Annotated in this window: 15 protein-coding genes; 10 read left to right on the top strand and 5 right to left on the bottom strand. The window is 57.9% G+C overall.

Annotation, left to right across the window (positions count from 1 at the left end; genetic code table 11):
* Positions 1–8 precede the first annotated feature (8 nt).
* The 3 genes from ACJ8M3_RS05685 to ACJ8M3_RS05675 all read left to right on the top strand — a co-directional run bounded on the left by ACJ8M3_RS05685 (position 9) and on the right by ACJ8M3_RS05675 (position 5,101).
* The gene (locus ACJ8M3_RS05685) at positions 9–2,888 is read left to right on the top strand and encodes a type I polyketide synthase (protein WP_442514627.1); all 2,880 of its coding nucleotides are present in this window, start codon (positions 9–11) and stop codon (positions 2,886–2,888) included.
* A gap of 16 nt (positions 2,889–2,904) precedes the next feature.
* A complete protein-coding gene (locus ACJ8M3_RS05680; RefSeq protein WP_033643093.1) occupies positions 2,905–3,942 on the top strand; it encodes a Glu/Leu/Phe/Val dehydrogenase dimerization domain-containing protein in 1,038 nt (345 codons plus the stop codon).
* A 61-nt stretch (positions 3,943–4,003) separates the two neighbouring features.
* Positions 4,004–5,101: a hypothetical protein gene (locus tag ACJ8M3_RS05675; RefSeq protein WP_442514626.1), complete on the top strand. Its 1,098-nt coding sequence runs from the start codon at positions 4,004–4,006 to the stop codon at positions 5,099–5,101.
* Between the two features lie 53 nt (positions 5,102–5,154).
* Here the strand turns inward: ACJ8M3_RS05675 and ACJ8M3_RS05670 are convergent, their stop codons facing one another.
* The 3 genes from ACJ8M3_RS05670 to ACJ8M3_RS05660 form a co-directional block, all read right to left on the bottom strand.
* The gene (locus tag ACJ8M3_RS05670) at positions 5,155–6,096 is read right to left on the bottom strand and encodes a sugar phosphate isomerase/epimerase family protein (RefSeq protein WP_033643095.1); all 942 of its coding nucleotides are present in this window, start codon (positions 6,094–6,096) and stop codon (positions 5,155–5,157) included.
* Positions 6,097–6,106: 10 nt separating this feature from the next.
* Positions 6,107–7,282 (bottom strand): Gfo/Idh/MocA family protein, encoded by a 1,176-nt coding sequence (locus ACJ8M3_RS05665; RefSeq protein WP_089197060.1) that lies wholly within the window; start codon positions 7,280–7,282, stop codon positions 6,107–6,109.
* Positions 7,283–7,349: 67 nt separating this feature from the next.
* Positions 7,350–8,273, bottom strand: a complete 924-nt coding sequence (locus ACJ8M3_RS05660) for a substrate-binding domain-containing protein (protein WP_033650386.1) — start codon at positions 8,271–8,273, stop codon at positions 7,350–7,352.
* Positions 8,274–8,589: 316 nt separating this feature from the next.
* Here ACJ8M3_RS05660 and ACJ8M3_RS05655 point away from each other — a divergent pair, with 316 nt between their 5' ends.
* The 3 genes from ACJ8M3_RS05655 to ACJ8M3_RS05645 all read left to right on the top strand — a co-directional run bounded on the left by ACJ8M3_RS05655 (position 8,590) and on the right by ACJ8M3_RS05645 (position 10,606).
* On the top strand, positions 8,590–9,600 hold the full coding sequence (locus ACJ8M3_RS05655) for a LacI family DNA-binding transcriptional regulator (RefSeq protein ID WP_069100158.1): 1,011 nt from the start codon (positions 8,590–8,592) through the stop codon (positions 9,598–9,600).
* A gap of 229 nt (positions 9,601–9,829) precedes the next feature.
* Positions 9,830–10,210 (top strand): nuclear transport factor 2 family protein, encoded by a 381-nt coding sequence (locus tag ACJ8M3_RS05650; RefSeq protein WP_089197062.1) that lies wholly within the window; start codon positions 9,830–9,832, stop codon positions 10,208–10,210.
* Positions 10,211–10,216: 6 nt separating this feature from the next.
* A complete protein-coding gene (locus tag ACJ8M3_RS05645; RefSeq protein ID WP_103681786.1) occupies positions 10,217–10,606 on the top strand; it encodes a hypothetical protein in 390 nt (129 codons plus the stop codon).
* Between the two features lie 240 nt (positions 10,607–10,846).
* Here the strand turns inward: ACJ8M3_RS05645 and ACJ8M3_RS05640 are convergent, their stop codons facing one another.
* Positions 10,847–11,062 carry a hypothetical protein gene (locus tag ACJ8M3_RS05640; protein WP_033643101.1) on the bottom strand — a complete coding sequence of 72 codons (216 nt, stop codon included), beginning with the start codon at positions 11,060–11,062 and terminating at the stop codon, positions 10,847–10,849.
* A gap of 24 nt (positions 11,063–11,086) precedes the next feature.
* Here ACJ8M3_RS05640 and ACJ8M3_RS05635 point away from each other — a divergent pair, with 24 nt between their 5' ends.
* Entirely contained in the window at positions 11,087–11,464 is a 378-nt protein-coding gene (locus tag ACJ8M3_RS05635; RefSeq protein WP_033643102.1) for a VOC family protein, read from the top strand.
* Positions 11,465–11,544: 80 nt separating this feature from the next.
* Here the strand turns inward: ACJ8M3_RS05635 and ACJ8M3_RS05630 are convergent, their stop codons facing one another.
* Positions 11,545–12,003: a YbaK/EbsC family protein gene (locus ACJ8M3_RS05630; protein WP_033643103.1), complete on the bottom strand. Its 459-nt coding sequence runs from the start codon at positions 12,001–12,003 to the stop codon at positions 11,545–11,547.
* A gap of 168 nt (positions 12,004–12,171) precedes the next feature.
* Between ACJ8M3_RS05630 and ACJ8M3_RS05625 the strand changes: the two genes are divergently transcribed.
* The 3 genes from ACJ8M3_RS05625 (at position 12,172) to ACJ8M3_RS05615 (ending at position 14,655) form a co-directional block, all read left to right on the top strand.
* Positions 12,172–12,597 carry a DUF2231 domain-containing protein gene (locus ACJ8M3_RS05625; RefSeq protein WP_033650381.1) on the top strand — a complete coding sequence of 142 codons (426 nt, stop codon included), beginning with the start codon at positions 12,172–12,174 and terminating at the stop codon, positions 12,595–12,597.
* 10 nt (positions 12,598–12,607) lie between these two features.
* On the top strand, positions 12,608–13,909 hold the full coding sequence (locus ACJ8M3_RS05620) for a PQQ-dependent sugar dehydrogenase (protein WP_089197063.1): 1,302 nt from the start codon (positions 12,608–12,610) through the stop codon (positions 13,907–13,909).
* A gap of 338 nt (positions 13,910–14,247) precedes the next feature.
* Complete coding sequence (locus ACJ8M3_RS05615; protein ID WP_071991645.1) at positions 14,248–14,655, top strand: DUF2946 domain-containing protein; 408 nt, start codon at positions 14,248–14,250, stop codon at positions 14,653–14,655.
* The last annotated feature ends 124 nt before the right edge of the window (positions 14,656–14,779 follow it).

Raw genomic sequence — 14,779 nt, 5'->3', positions numbered from 1 at the left:
GAACCTTCATGCAGCAGGTGAACAGCAATGAACGGGATATCGCCCTGGTTGGCATGGCCTGCCGTTTCCCGGGTGCCGAGGACATCGAAAGCTGGTGGCATAATTTGATCAACGGTGTCGAATCCCTGGTTCGCATCGATAACGATCGGGATGATGCCGTCGACAAGGGATATATTCCCGTCGCCGCGCCTGTGGCCGGCGACATATCTCGCTTTGATGCAGGATTCTTCGGTATTAGCGCGCGCGATGCGCTGCTGATGGATCCCCAGCAGCGGCTCTTTTTGGAATGCGCCTGGCACGCGCTGGAAAGCGCCGGTGTGACACCGGGGGAACTTGAGGATACCGGGCTGTTCGCCGGCTGTAGCAGCTCTGACTATTTACGTCAGGCGCAAGGATCCGAGCTACTCGATAAACTCAATCCTTCGCCGTTCGAGCGGCAAATAATGAGCGATAAAGATTACCTCACCAGCAGGGTGGCCTGGCATCTGGGCATCGGGGGGCCGGTGTGCAACGTGCAAGCCGCCTGCGCCACTTCGCTGGTGGCGGTATACGAAGCGGTCCACGCCTTGCGCAGCGGCCGTTGCAACCTGGCGTTAGCAGGCGCTTGTACCCTAAGGATCCCGCAAAACGACGGCTATTTTGCGCAGCAAGGCATGGTGTTTTCCACCGATGGGCACTGCCGGCCATTTTCCGCAGATGCCAGCGGTACGGTATTCGGCAGCGGCGTCGGTGTGGTGGTGTTGAAGCGCCTGAGTGATGCGCTGGCGGCCGGCGATAACGTCGTCGCGGTGATCAAAGGCGTGGCGATGAATAATGACGGCGCGCGCAAAGTCAGTTTTACCACCACCAGTTTGCATGGCCAGCAACGCCTGCTGCGCCAGGCGATGGACGATGCCCGGCTGACGCCTGAGGATTTTCGCGCCATCGAAGCCCACGGTACGGGCACTCTGGCCGGCGATCCCATCGAATTCGAGGCGCTGAACGGCGTTTTCCGAGAGCATACGACACGACGGGGGTTCTGCGCCATCGGCGCAGTCAAGGCTAACGTCGGGCACCTGGAAACCTGCGCCGGCATGGCGGGATTGATTAAGGCCGCCCTGCAAATTCAGCATGGCTGGCTCACGCCGCAGATCAACGTTGGCTCACCGAATCCGGAAATGGCATTGGCGGAGAGTCCGTTTGAGTTTATCTGTTCCGCTCAACGGTGGGATCGCGAGGATCCGCGCCAGGCCATCGGCGTCAGCGCATTCGGTATTGGCGGTACGAATGCGCATGTCGTACTGGCGAGGCCGCCTGTCATGCCGCCGGCGCGAACAGCGGCCTCATTGTCCTCCACCGTCGTACCGATCAGCGCACAGTCAGAACAGGCCTGGCATCGGCTGGTAAAACGCTATCTGCAGCGACCGCACGGCGAAAACGACGAACGCTTGGCCTGGAGCGCGCAAAGCGGAAGAAAGTCGCTGCGCTATCGCGGCACCTTGCAGATAGACGATCGGGGCGCGTTGAGCGTGAAAGAAAACATGATGGATACGGGGAAAGGGCGCTTGTCGGTAGTTTTCCAATTCCCTGGCCAGGGAAGCCAGTTTATCGGTATGGCCAGCGATTTGATGGCACAGGATGCGACTTTCAGAAAACTGATGAACGACAAACTGCAGATAGTGCAAACGCAAGCCGCACTGGATCTCTCGGCGTTATTTACCGGAGAGGCCGCACCCGAGTCGATTAACGATACCGCGTTGACGCAGCCCGCGCTGATCGCCGTCGAAATCTCCATGGCCGAACTGCTGATGCATTACGGCGTCGAGCCGGATTGGGTCATTGGGCACAGCCTCGGCGAAATTGCGGCGGCCTGGGCCGCTGGGGTGTTCTCGGTGCAAGAGGCGCTGGTTTTCGCCGCTCATCGTGGGCGTCTGATGGCCGGGTTGCCGTCCGGGATGATGTTGGCGGTAGAGCTGAGCGTTCAACAGGTTCAGCCCTGGTTGAGTCATCAGCTATCGCTGGCGGCAGAAAACAGTGATGACGGCTGCGTGCTGTCCGGCACCGCTGAAACCATTCGCGCTTGCGAACGCCAGATGCGAGACCGAGGCGTGCGATGCAAAGCCTTGAATGTTTCACATGCGTTTCATTCGACCCTGATGGATCCCATTCTTGACGAGCTGGCCGATATTGCGCCGCCGCCGGGTGAATCGGCGACGGGGGTACGTTACGTCTCCGCCTTGCTGGCGACCGAAGTCGAATGTTCGGCGCTTGACGGCCGCTATTGGGCGCGTCATGCCCGTGAACCGGTCAATTACCACCGCGCCTTGCAGCAGCTACCGCAGCGCGGCAAGACGTTGTTTATCGAAGTTGGGCCGGGTTCGACGCTCACGGCGTTGGTTGCACAGCTGAAATCCGCCGGTTCTGTGACCGCGGTGCGAACCTTGCCGCGTCGCGACGAAGCGCAGAATGAAGGTGCCGTATGGATCCAGGCGCTGCAAAAAATCTGGCGCGCCAGCGTCAACGTTAACTGGCGCCGCCTGTGGCAACTGCCGCCTTCGCGCATCGCATTGCCGATGTATCCCTTCGATCCGGCGCACTGGTGGTTGGGCGAACGGGACAGGCAGGGGCCGCAAGCCGAGCGAACGCCGGCGGCAACAAGCCAGTCAGATCCCCAGATGGCGCGTATCTGGCGCGTTTGGGGGGATGTGACCGGCGTGAACCCCGATTCTAACCACTGTGACTTTTTTGACGCCGGCGGGCAGTCGCTGATGGCGCTGCGCCTGCTGGCGATGTTGGAGCAAGAGTTTGGCAAGGCAATAGGGATGGCCGATTTTCTTAAGCGGCCTACGCCGTGGGGCATTAAACAACAGTTGGACCAGGCTGGAGCATTCGAGCAAGATTCTCATTAAAACAGGATGGCAAATTATGTCAGTTAACAATGAATTGCTGAATACACATAACCAATACCAGATAGAAACGGTCGTAATCGATGACGAAACGTCATTCACCCTGGCTTACTCGTCGCAGATCAAGCTGCTACCGGCCAATGGCGGTATCCGTTGGCGAAACTATGCGTCCCGGCAGCAGCAGGAAGAGGAGGCGATCATGCTGGCGCAGCGCATGTCGCTGAAGCACGGGCTGTACAATACCGGCTTCAGCGGCGGCAAAATCGTGGTGAACAGCAAACGTTCTCCCCAAGAGCAACCGGCAGTGCTTGAAGCGATAGGCGCTCTGCTCAATCGCTATGGCGGCACCATGTTTACGGGATGCGATATCAATACCGGCAATCGAGAGATGGACTATCTGCGGCAGTTTACGCCGTGGATCCTGAATGCCATGGACAGCCCACAAGTCGATACATCGGTGGCAACCGGCTACGGCGTCTGGAGTTCGATGAAAAAAGTGTTGACGCTGAGGCTCAATCATTTGCCTCGCGCGCGCATTGCCATTCACGGTATGGGCAAGGTCGGCACTGAAGTGGCGAAACAAAGCCTGCTGTTCGGTTGTGAGGTGACGGCCTATGACATCAACCCCGCAGCGCAATTTCCTGCGGGGGTGCGCCGCGTGAGCGAAGAGGAACTTTGGGCGCAACCCAGCGAGGTGCTGTGCATCGCGTCGATGTCCAACGTATTGAATGCACAGAATATTGAACAGCTGAATACCCGCTGGGTGGTGAGCAGCGCCAACTCACCGTTTAATACGCCACAGGCTGAACAGCGGCTGTTGGCGCGCGGTATTCACTATCTGCCGGACTACGTCAGCAACGCCGGCGCAGTGATCTGCGACAGCATCGAAATGGCGTTTACCGACCGTTATAACCAAATGAACCAGGAGCAGGTCAACGCCTATGTTCACTCCGTGATTGGCGCCAAGACGGAGGAGTTGCTGCAGCGCGCTCAACTGCTCAATTGCGATATTGGACAATTGTTGCAACCGATCAAATCCGCCGCCATGGTGGCGTAAGAAATGGGCCGGGGAGCCTGCGCTTTCCCGGCCTCGGCATTTTTAACGGGCACATAACTCCATGATTATTGTAAAAGACGCTTTGCGTTGCAAAGTAGAGGCCGAATCGCAAGGGCGTCGCACCGTGCTTTACACCGCAAGTGGGCAGCCCAGCTATATGCATGTGATACCTCGTTTTACGCTGCAAGAGGTCACATCAGGGTTAGGCGAGGCGGTTCATCCTGCGTTTATCGTCAACGGTCAGCGAAAAGAGGCTTTCTTCTACGGCTGTTACCCCGGCACGCTGATCCATGGCGAACTGGTCAGTCAACCTGAGACGGCCCCGGCCAGCTGGCATGACCTGGCCGCATTTCGACAGGCGGCGGCTCGCAATGGACGCGGCTGGCACATTGGCACCAACGCCGAATGGGCCGCGTTGATGTTCTGGTGCCGTCATCATGGATGGCCGGAGTTAGGCAATACCGAGAGTGGGCGATCGCATCGCGATCGACGCCAGTATGGCAAGCGATGTGACGGCGGTGTCGTGGGCGATGAGCAGGGCGATCTGACAACGTTTACCGCATCCGGTCCGGCTGCCTGGTATCATGACGGTACGCCGCACGGTATTGGCGATCTCTGCGGCAACCTTTGGGAATGGCAACACGGGCTGAAATTGGTCGCGGGGGAAATCCTGCTTTTACCGGACAATGACGCCGCGATGCCGATGACCGATAATGAAGACGAACGCTGGCGCGCGGTCGAGCTGGCAACAGGCGAGTGGCTACCTCCCGGCAGCCCGGGAACCGCAAAATTCGATGCTTCATCGCCGAGTCTTACCGGCAATGCCGGCACGCCGCGCATTTCGGACCGTATCCGGCATTTCAACGGCGATCCGCAAGACAATGGATATCCGCCTGGTTTGATGGATGATGAGTTCGGGCGTATTGGTGCGGCAAGTGGAGAGTCGGTGCCGGATATATTGAAAATCCTCGGCGTTGCACCGCACCACCGGTGTGCGGATGGCGATCAGGTTTATCTGCGCAACTACGGCGAACGCATGCTGATGCGAGGCGGCGCCTGGTATTCCGGTGCGGGTGCCGGGCTGAGAACGCTGTGCCTGAGCCATGGCGCTGGGCATGCCAGTGCGACGGTGGGCGCCCGGCCGGTATGGTGTTTGTAAGCGGTTGGCAATTCACTGGGTGGCGCAGCGGCCGTGGCCGCTGCGCAGGATATTTATTGGCTGAGGGTTTGCTGCAGCGCCTGAACGGAAGAGGCGATGCCGGCATCGACCGACATGGTCAAGTCTTCCATTTCCAGTGACACCCAGTCGTTGTAACCCATCATGCGCACCACCGAGAAGAATTCCTTCCACCACTGCAGATCCCGGCCGCAGCCGACGGCGACATAATTCCAGGCCCGGTCAGCTACCTCGTCTATCGGTTTGGTCTCCAGCAGCCCGTTAACCTCGACGACGCCGCGCTCAAGGCGTACGTCTTTGCCGTGCACATGGTGAATGGCGGGCCCAAGGGCGCGGGCCACCGCGATGGGATCTGCGCCCATCCAGATCAAGTGGCTGGGATCGAGGTTCAGACCCACCATCGGGCCAACGGCCTCTCGCAGCCGGAACAGCGTTTCCGGGTTCCACACCAGCATGGCGCTGAAGTTTTCCAGCGCAAAGCGCTCGACGCCGCACGCTTTGGCTCGGGCGACCAGCGCCTGCCAATAGGGGATCGCCACCTCATTCCATTGATAGTCCAGACAGTTTTTCACCGTAGGGGGCCAGCTGACGGTATAGGTGATCCAGTTGGGGATGGTGTCATGCGGGCTGGCCGGGGGCAGGCCGCTCATCATGACGATCTTCTTCACCCCCAGCAGGCCGGCCAGCTCCAGCGTATTGTCGGTTTGGCGCAGATGGCGCTGCCCCAGCTCGCCCGGATCGAGCGGATTGCCGGAGACATTGAGCGCGGCGATCTCCATGCCGCGGCTGGCCAGGGCCTGCTGCAGCTGCCGGCGTTTGGCCGGGTTGGCCAGCAGATCGTCGGTATCCAGATGGGGCGCCGGAGACCAGCCGCCGGTGGTCATTTCCACGCCGCGCACCCCCAGCTCCAGCAACCGATCCAGCATCGGCTCGAAGGGCAAATGGCCCAGGCTGTCGGTACAGAATGAAAGTTTCATGATGCTTTCCTTATCGGTAATTGACCCAGGTGGCGCCGTTGTCGGCGGAACGAACGCAGTTTTCAATCCAGCGCACGCCTTCTAACCCGGCATCGATATCCGGATAGATCAGCGTGGCCAGCGTTTGCCGATCGCCGTGCTGGCTGGCGCTGATGGCGATGGCGAACTTGAGGTAAATATTGGCCCAGGATTCGGCCAGCCCTTCGGTATGCAGCGCGCCGAGCCGCTCTTCGGCCAGCGCGCTGTCGTCCAGATAGGGCATGCCGTGGTGCAGCGTTTGGTTGGGCCGCCCCTGGATCTCATAGCGCAATTCGCCGGGCGTGGAATCGCTCCATTGCAGGCTGGCGCGTGCGCCCACCACGCGAATGCTTTGGCTGTCCATCGCGCCCGCGTTGATGGCGGAGGCCCACATGCGGCCGACGGCGCCGTTTTCGTAGTGCATCAGCACCATGGCATTGTCTTCCAGCGGGGCGCGGGAAGGGATAAAGCTCTGGCGATCGCACAGCAGGGAGGCAATTTTCATGTCGGGCATCACCAGCTGCGAGATGTAGAAGGTGTGGGTAGAAATATCGCCCAGAACAAAGGAGGGGCCGGCGATTTTCGGATCGACGCGCCACTTTTGCGCCTCGAACGTGTCCGCGCTTTCGTTGGCGTTGAAGCCATGGGTGTACTGCAATTCGACCATGCGTATTTCGCCGATGTCGCCGTTCGCGATCATGGCGCGCATCTGCATCAGCAGCGGATGCCCGGAGAAGCCGTAGGTTACGCCGACGATCAGGCCTTTCTCCGCCGCCAGCGCCTTGATTTCTCTCGCCTCCGCCGTAGTGAAGAACAGCGGTTTTTCGCAGATGACATGCAGGCCGGCATTCAGCGCGGCGCGCGTGATTTCATAGTGGGTGCCGTTAGGGGTGGCGATGGTCACCACCTCAACACCATCTTCGCGGTTGGCCTCTTGTTTCAGCAACTGCTGATAGTCGTCATAGCAGCGTTCAGCGGGCACGCCGAGATTGACGCCAAACTCACGCCCGCGCGCCGCGTCGATATCAAAAGCGCCGGCAACCAGCCGATAGGCGGTATTGTCGCGCAGTGCGCCGGAACGGTGCTTGTAGCCCACCTGACTGAGGCGGCCGCCGCCGATCATCGCCCAACGCAGCGGGCGAGGGATGCTTCTTTCACCATTTAACATGCTGACTCCTGATACTGTGGTTTTGCACTCGAGTGCAAAGTGGGTTGAAAAAGAGAGTGGCAACGGTTTATTTCTGGTTCATTTGCGCAAATTGCGGGTAGTTTTCTCGCGTCACGGTGGCATAAGGCACCCAGTTGTAAGACTCGGTTTTGGCGTGATCCAACATCGCTCGGGTCACTTGCACCGCGCCGATCGCCTGGGCTTTGGCATCCTGGAAAATGGTCACCGCCAGGTCGCCGTTTTTGATAAATTGCAGGCCGTCGGGCGTGCCATCGATACCGGCAACCAGTACGCCGTTCTTTTTGGCCTGCTTCAGCGCCATGATCGCGCCGATGGCCATCTCATCGTTGTTGGCGGCGATCGCATCGATCGGTACGCCGTTCAGCAACCAGCCGGAGACCACGTCGACCGCTTCATTGCGTTGCCATTTCGCAGTCTGTTTCTCTACCACTTTCAGCTCTTTGTGTTTGGCGATCACCGCCTCCACCGCGCGGGTGCGCTCGCGGGTTTCTTCGTTGGAGAGGGCGCCCATCAGGATCGCCACGTTGCCGCGGTAATTCATTTTTTTCGCCAGAGCCTCCATCTGCAGGCGACCGCTGAGCGCCGAATCGGAGCCGACGTAGGCCGTCGCGCCGCTCAGCGGCACTTCGGGTTTGCGGTTGACGAAGATAAGGGGGATAGCGGCGCGTTGGGCGGCCGCTATCATCGGCTGAACGCCTTGCGTATCGACCGGGTTGAGGATAATGGCGTCCACGCCCTGATTAATCAGATCGTCTACCTGCTGCACCTGCAGGGCGACATCGCCTTTGGCATCAACGAACTGGCCTTGCAGCTGCTGCGCAACCAGTTCCCGCGCCATTTGGCTGCGCAGGATAGAGACGAAGTTGAGATCGAAGTTGGCCAGCGCCACGCCGACCTGGTAGGTCTTGGCCTGGGCGGTCACGACAAACAGCGAGCAGGCTAACATCAACAACAGTCTGGTTTTTTTCATTACGGTATCCTGTTGAGAAGAGAGGTGTTATGTAAAAACAGTGTTTTGCAACCGGGTGCAAAACAGGAGACAAAACGGCGATGAGTCTCTGAATGCCACCGTGAATGTCGGCCATGGATAAAATTTGGTCAACAGGGGAAAGGTGAAAACAGCGCGGACGATCACAAACTCTTTATTTTTTGCACCCGGTTGCATAACAAATTGCAATCGGGTGCAAAAACGGGACATAATGGCAGCAGGTATGCCGGCAGGCGCTTAGGGGATCTGAGCGAGCAGGGTATAGTGTGACTTCACCGAAGCAGGGATCGACGCAACCATGACGAAACACCACAAAGCCACCGCCAGCGACGTCGCCGAAAAGGCCGGCGTCTCTAAATGGACGGTATCGCGCGCCTTTACGCCCGGTGCGTCGATCTCAGACAGCGCGCGTGAAAGCGTACTGGCGGCGGCGGCCGAGCTGGGCTATCGACCCAATCTGCTGGCGCGCAGCCTGTCGCAAAAACGCACGCACATCATCGGCGTGGCCATCGACGAGATGAAGAACCCGCATTCGATGATGATGCTCGATATGGTCACCAAACAGCTGCAAACCCGCGGCTATATGGCGCTGCTGCTGAACATCACCGCCGGGGAAAACTACCGGGCGGTAATGGCGATGGCCGACCAGCTGCAGGTCGATGGCATTTTGTTCCTGGCGACGGTGTTAACCCAAGAGTGGGCGGCGATTGCGCAAGATCTGCATCAGATCCCGCTGGTGCAGGTATGCCGCAATACGGAAAGTGAACACATTGATGTGGTGAACATCGACGGCTACCGCGCCGGCGAAGAGATCGCTGGGTTGCTGATAGAGCAAGGGCATCGGCGCTTTGGCTACATGAAGGGGCCAGACACGCAAAGTAGCCATTTGCTGCGCATGGAAGGCTACCGCGATAGGCTGATAACCTCTGGCTTTCAGCTGGATCGGGTGCTCACGGCTGGCCACTACGATCGCCAACGCGGTTTCCAGCTGATGAGCGAATACCTGCAGGCAACGCCGGAAAGCGAGCGGGTTGAGGCGCTGTTCTGCGAGAACGACGTGTTGGCGCTGGGGGCGCTCGAAGCGCTCAGGCAAGTGGCTCCGTCGTCTGCAATGGCCGTGGTAGGTTTCGACGATATCGACGAGGCCGGATCAGCCAACTGGGCGCTGACCAGCTACAGCCAACGCATCGACCGGCTGGTCGAAGAAGCCTTGAATCGCCTGCTCGATAATCGCACCACGGCAGACGGCGCCTGGCGGCATGGGGAATTGCGGGTTCGGCGGTCGCACCTGGGAGAGAAACAGGCGTGAGGTTTTTCCTTTTGGTGACGGCGTCACTTTAGAGGTTTAATGAGAACTCGTCGCGATAAAAAAAACTCTACAGAAGAGAAAGTGTTACCTTCAGATGCCCCATAGCCAGCGGTGGCGAGTACCGCTGGGGGCGCCATGGCAAAGTCAGGTTTCACGAGAGTCATTCTGGTGTAGATTGACTGCCGAAGTTTGCCAGATTTCACGTAGCGCGATCAAAAAGGAGGGCATTTTGACGCATTCTGCAAAGTTGTTTAGCCAAATCCAGACGCTTGAGGTTGAACTGCATCAGCCATCGGTGCGCCGCGATCCGCAGCGCGTCGCGGCATTGTTGCATGAAGACTTTGAAGAGATTGGTCGCTCAGGTCTGCGTTATGACAAACGCCAGACCGTTGCGGCGCTGGAAATGGAAACTGAGCATCCGCAGATTGTTGCCGAAGGTTTTACGCTGGCGAAAATCAGTGAAGGCGCCGTGTTGCTGACGTATAAGAGTTTTCAACGCAACGCGCAGGGCAACGCCATTCGTTGCACAGAACGGTCGTCGATTTGGATGCTGACGGAAAAGGCCGGTTGGCAGATGCGGTTTCATCAGGGCACACCGACCGAGGATTAAACAGAGGTGCTGAAACTGAACGGGCTGATGATGGGCTTAAACATAAAAAAGGTTAGCAGCCTGATAAGGCTTGAAGGTGAGGTGAGAAAGGACGGCCAGGCTAACGGCGGTGCGTATCCAATAATGCAATTTAACATAATATACATTATGCGCACCCATGTGGTTATACGTGGATTCTGGCGTCCTGGCTTGATCATGGGTTTTCTCCTGTGGCCAACCATTTCAACGCCCGTTGCTCATGCCGTTGAACGAATTCGTTTTTCAGCTGGTCTTAAGCCGTCGAGTTTTCGCTGCAGGCTTCATTGCCATTGCCGCTTATTGCTGAGCGACACTATGATGTTTGCGCAAAAATCTCTGAACACCCAATGCCTGTCGCCTGTTCACTTCCTGCAGTAAATGCATGCATGTGAGGCATGCGCTTGCCGCTTCCCAGGATTTCGGTACCTGGCGTTCCAACGCCGCTTAACCGCCCAGCAAAATTATCAATCGTTGGTTTGTCCGCCAGCCAACTCTACCGATGTGATGGACTGCCGCTAACACGCCAGCCAGTATCTCGCGAAGTTTCAGCTTTATCACGTTCCACCCACTGAGGATCATAGATAAATGCGTTCTGCCATTAATGATGACCGGGCATGCTTATAGCGATACATCTCTGGGGATATTGAGGCGAAATCCCCCCGCCTTTTTGATCGCGCTACGTGAAATCTGATAAAACATGGCTACTGCGATGCTGCAGATTTCACCAAAACGCGCCATAAAAATGAACAACTTCTGCCTGCCAAATGCGTACTGGCGTTCGTCTTCACCGTTTCCGGTGGCCTTCATGGCGTTGGCTATACTGAATGGGAACATTCTTCCACACTCCAGGACATCCCCATGTTTGACCATGTGAAATTTGGCGTCAGCGACTTTGCTCTGAGCAAAGCGTTTTTCCTTAATGCGCTGGCGCCGCTGGGCGTAAAGATCGTTGCCGAAGGTGAACCCGATTATGGCGTTGAGCTGTGTCCCGATCGGGGTAACGTGTCATTATGCCTGTTTCAGACCGATGAAAAACCGGCGCATCTGCACCTGGCATTTACCGCAAGCAGCCGTGAACAGGTCGATGCGTTCTATCACGCCGCGTTAAGCGCCGGCGGCAAAGACAATGGCGCGCCCGGTTTACGCCCCAATTATCATGCCCACTACTATGCGGCGTTTGTCATTGGTCCGGATGGTCATAATATCGAGGCGGTTTGCCACAATGCGATAGCCTAGTTTTCCATTTAAAAACAAATAATTATACAGAGAAAAGACTCTGTATTTAACATAACGTATTGTGACGGCGTCACTATCAGTTACCCCGTCACGTCAATCCACTCCGCTCCCGTGATGCCGGCCAGCCGCTGTGGCGCAATTCTCACGCCGGAGTTATCGCTGCCGCCTGCCGGAAGCACTTCATCGAAAACGCGCAGGCTATGATCGCAGTAGATCCTCACCGCCTCCGGTGCGGCAAAGGGACAAACGCCGCCGGGCGGATAGCCGGTTAATGCTTCAACCTCTTCCGCCGGCAGCATACGCGCCTTCACGCCGAAGAATTGCTTGTACTTCTTGTTGTCGATTCTGGCAGTTCCCGCCATCACCAGCAGCACCACATCGCCGTTAACGCGAAACGAAAGCGTCTTGGCGATCTGCCCGCTCTCCACGCCAAAGGCTTCTGCCGCCAGCGCCACCGTTGCGGTGTTCTTTGCCAGCACCGTCACCGTCGTCTCCGGTGCGTGCTCGGCCAGAAAACGCTGAACGCGTTCTATGCTCATGCCCTGCCTCCTGATATTGCTAAACCATTGATAATGCCGAAGTGATGGTTTCGGTTTTAACATCGCATGCTAAAAATGAGAATCAAAATTGTTCAAATCGCTGGATCTGAACAAAGCTTTAAGGGGCCAATGGCCTTTTTACCCATCATTTTTCATGGAGATGCCTGCATGACCACGCAAACGACAGCAAGGCCCTCAGCGGCCGCAGTGGCCGTCTATGAATGGCTCAACCCGATACCTTACGGATTTTTCACCGCGGCGCTGATTTTCGACATCATTTATGCCTGTACCGCTAATATTCAGTGGGTCAATGGCGCAAGTTGGCTAATTGCCATCGGCCTGATTTTTGCCATCATTCCCCGCCTGATTAACCTGGTACAGGTATGGTTCGGCAGCGCTCGGCTGCGGGGATCGTCGGTCAAACTCCATTTCTGGCTGAATTTGCTGGCCATCGTTCTCGCCATTATCAACGCTTTCGTGCATAGCCGGGATGCGTATGCCGTGGTGCCCCAAGGCCTGGTGCTGTCTGCGATCGTGGTCGCGCTGCTCAGCCTGGCGAATATTCTGCTGGCCCTTGGCGCCCGCGCAAAATAAGGAGGTTTTCATGAAGCTCTCATCTCTGGCGCTCACCCTTTCCGCCGTTTTGGCCTTGGCCGGCTGCGATAACAGCGCCGTCATTTCGCCAGAGCAACAAATGGGCCCGGACCCGACGTTGCCGGCGGCGCAAGACTTTCTGATGCCGCCGATGCAGGTGCCTAAGGGCGTTGGCTGGCAACAAGATCAGACGCCGAAAGTGGCGGAAGGCTTGAAAATCGATAAGGTGGCAGACGATTTGCTTCATCCGCGTCAGTTGCTCACGCTGCCCAATGGCGATGTGTTGGTCGTGGAGGCCAACGGGCCGGGCACGGAAGCGGTGAGCACGCCCAAGCAGCTGATCGCCGGCCTGGTGAAAGGCCAGTCCGGTAAAGGCGGCAAAGGGGGCAATCGCATCACCCTGCTGCGCCCAACCGCCGGCGGCAACTGGGAAAAGCACGTCTTCCTCGAGGGGCTCGATTCCCCGTTCGGCGTCCAGCTGATTGGCAATACGCTGTACGTGGCCAATACCGGCAATATCATGCAGTACGCCTATCAGCCAGGCGAAACGCGCATCAGCGATCCGGGCAAAGAACTGGCCGATCTGCCGGACACCATCAACCATCACTGGACCAAGGCCCTGCTGGCCAGCCCGGACGGGAAAAAGCTGTATGTCGGCGTCGGTTCCAACAGCAACATCACCGAAAACGGCCTGGCCGTAGAGTACCGGCGCGCCGCCGTGCTGGAAGTGGACACCGCCTCCGGCGCCAGCCGCATCTTCGCCAGCGGCCTGCGCAACCCGACCGGGCTGCAGTGGGAGCCGCAAAGCGGCAAGCTGTGGGCGATTGTCAACGAGCGTGACGAAATCGGCGCCGATCTGGTGCCGGATTACCTGACCTCGGTGCAAGACGGCGGTTTCTACGGCTGGCCTTACAGCTATTTCGGCCAGCACGTCGATCGACGGGTACAGCCGCCGCGGCCGGACCTGGTGGCGAAAGCCATCAAGCCGGACTACGCGCTCAGCTCACACGTCGCGCCGCTGGGGCTGCTGTTCTACACCGCGAGCGCTCTGCCGGCCGACTATCGCGGCGGCGCTTTTATCAGCGAGCACGGCAGTTGGGATCGCTCGCCGCTGAACGGCTACCGGGTCAGCTATGTGGCGTTTGAGCAAGGCAAACCGGTCGGCAAGCTCAAGGCCGTGGTGACAGGTTTTGTCTCCGATGATGAGAAGGAACTCTATGGCGCCCCGGTGGGGTTGGCTATCGATAAGACCGGCGCTTTGCTGGTTGCGGATGACGTCGGTAACACTGTCTGGCGCGTCAGCGCGAAGTAAGGTTACGGGCGGGTTCCGGTGAACTCGCCCGTGACATTGTCACTCACTCCTCTGCGCCAGCCAGATCGTCATAAAACGGAATAATCGTGCTCGCCAGTTTTTCCGTCATTAATATTGTCCCCGTCACGTTATTGGCGCAAAAAAAATAGCCGTTGGTCAGAATTAAAGCGCTCATTCGATAATATATTCATCAACAGACCGTTGACCAGAAATAAAAGGTTTTAACATTTCGACATAAACCAGTACAATTCCCTCCCCTGTGTTAACCCTTTTTTAGGTTGATTGTGTCGTTAATTCAGCCCCCTGCATCACGTAACCGGGCCGCCGCCTGGTTAGGGATGTTCGCCATTCTGATGTTGTTCATTGCGCCGGTGGTCTCGCGATCCCTGGAGCATGCGCGCGCCGGAAGTGCTGAAACGACCGTCATGGCGGACTGCGGCATGGCGATGCCGAAGCCGATGCATCATGATATGCATTCGCCGCCGGCCGCGCCGGAAAAGGCCGCATCGCCGATGATGCAGCACGGCGGCGGCCACCACAACATGGCGATGATGATGGACGACAGCGCCTGCGGCTACTGCGTGCTGTTGCTGCACGCGCCGCTGCTGGACGTGAGCCACGCCCCGCTGTTCTGGTCTCAATCTCTGGCCTCGCGCCCGCCGCCGACTCATTATCTCGTTCCCCTGTTTGCCCACGTCGTTCATACCGAATTACAGCCGCGCGCGCCGCCCGTCTCTTTCCTCTGATTTAACAATACCCCATTGCCGTTTCTGTATTGCCGTTGATCGTTTCAACATGGCGGAATTAATACGCCCAATGGTTATGCATTGAGACGACATTATTAGCCCGGTTATTTCCACGTTGAGGGAA

It is taken from the genome of Serratia sp. CY55921 (assembly GCF_052167655.1).
GTDB classification, from domain to species: domain Bacteria; phylum Pseudomonadota; class Gammaproteobacteria; order Enterobacterales; family Enterobacteriaceae; genus Serratia; species Serratia ureilytica.
This window is presented reverse-complemented; position numbering and strand designations above follow the sequence as displayed.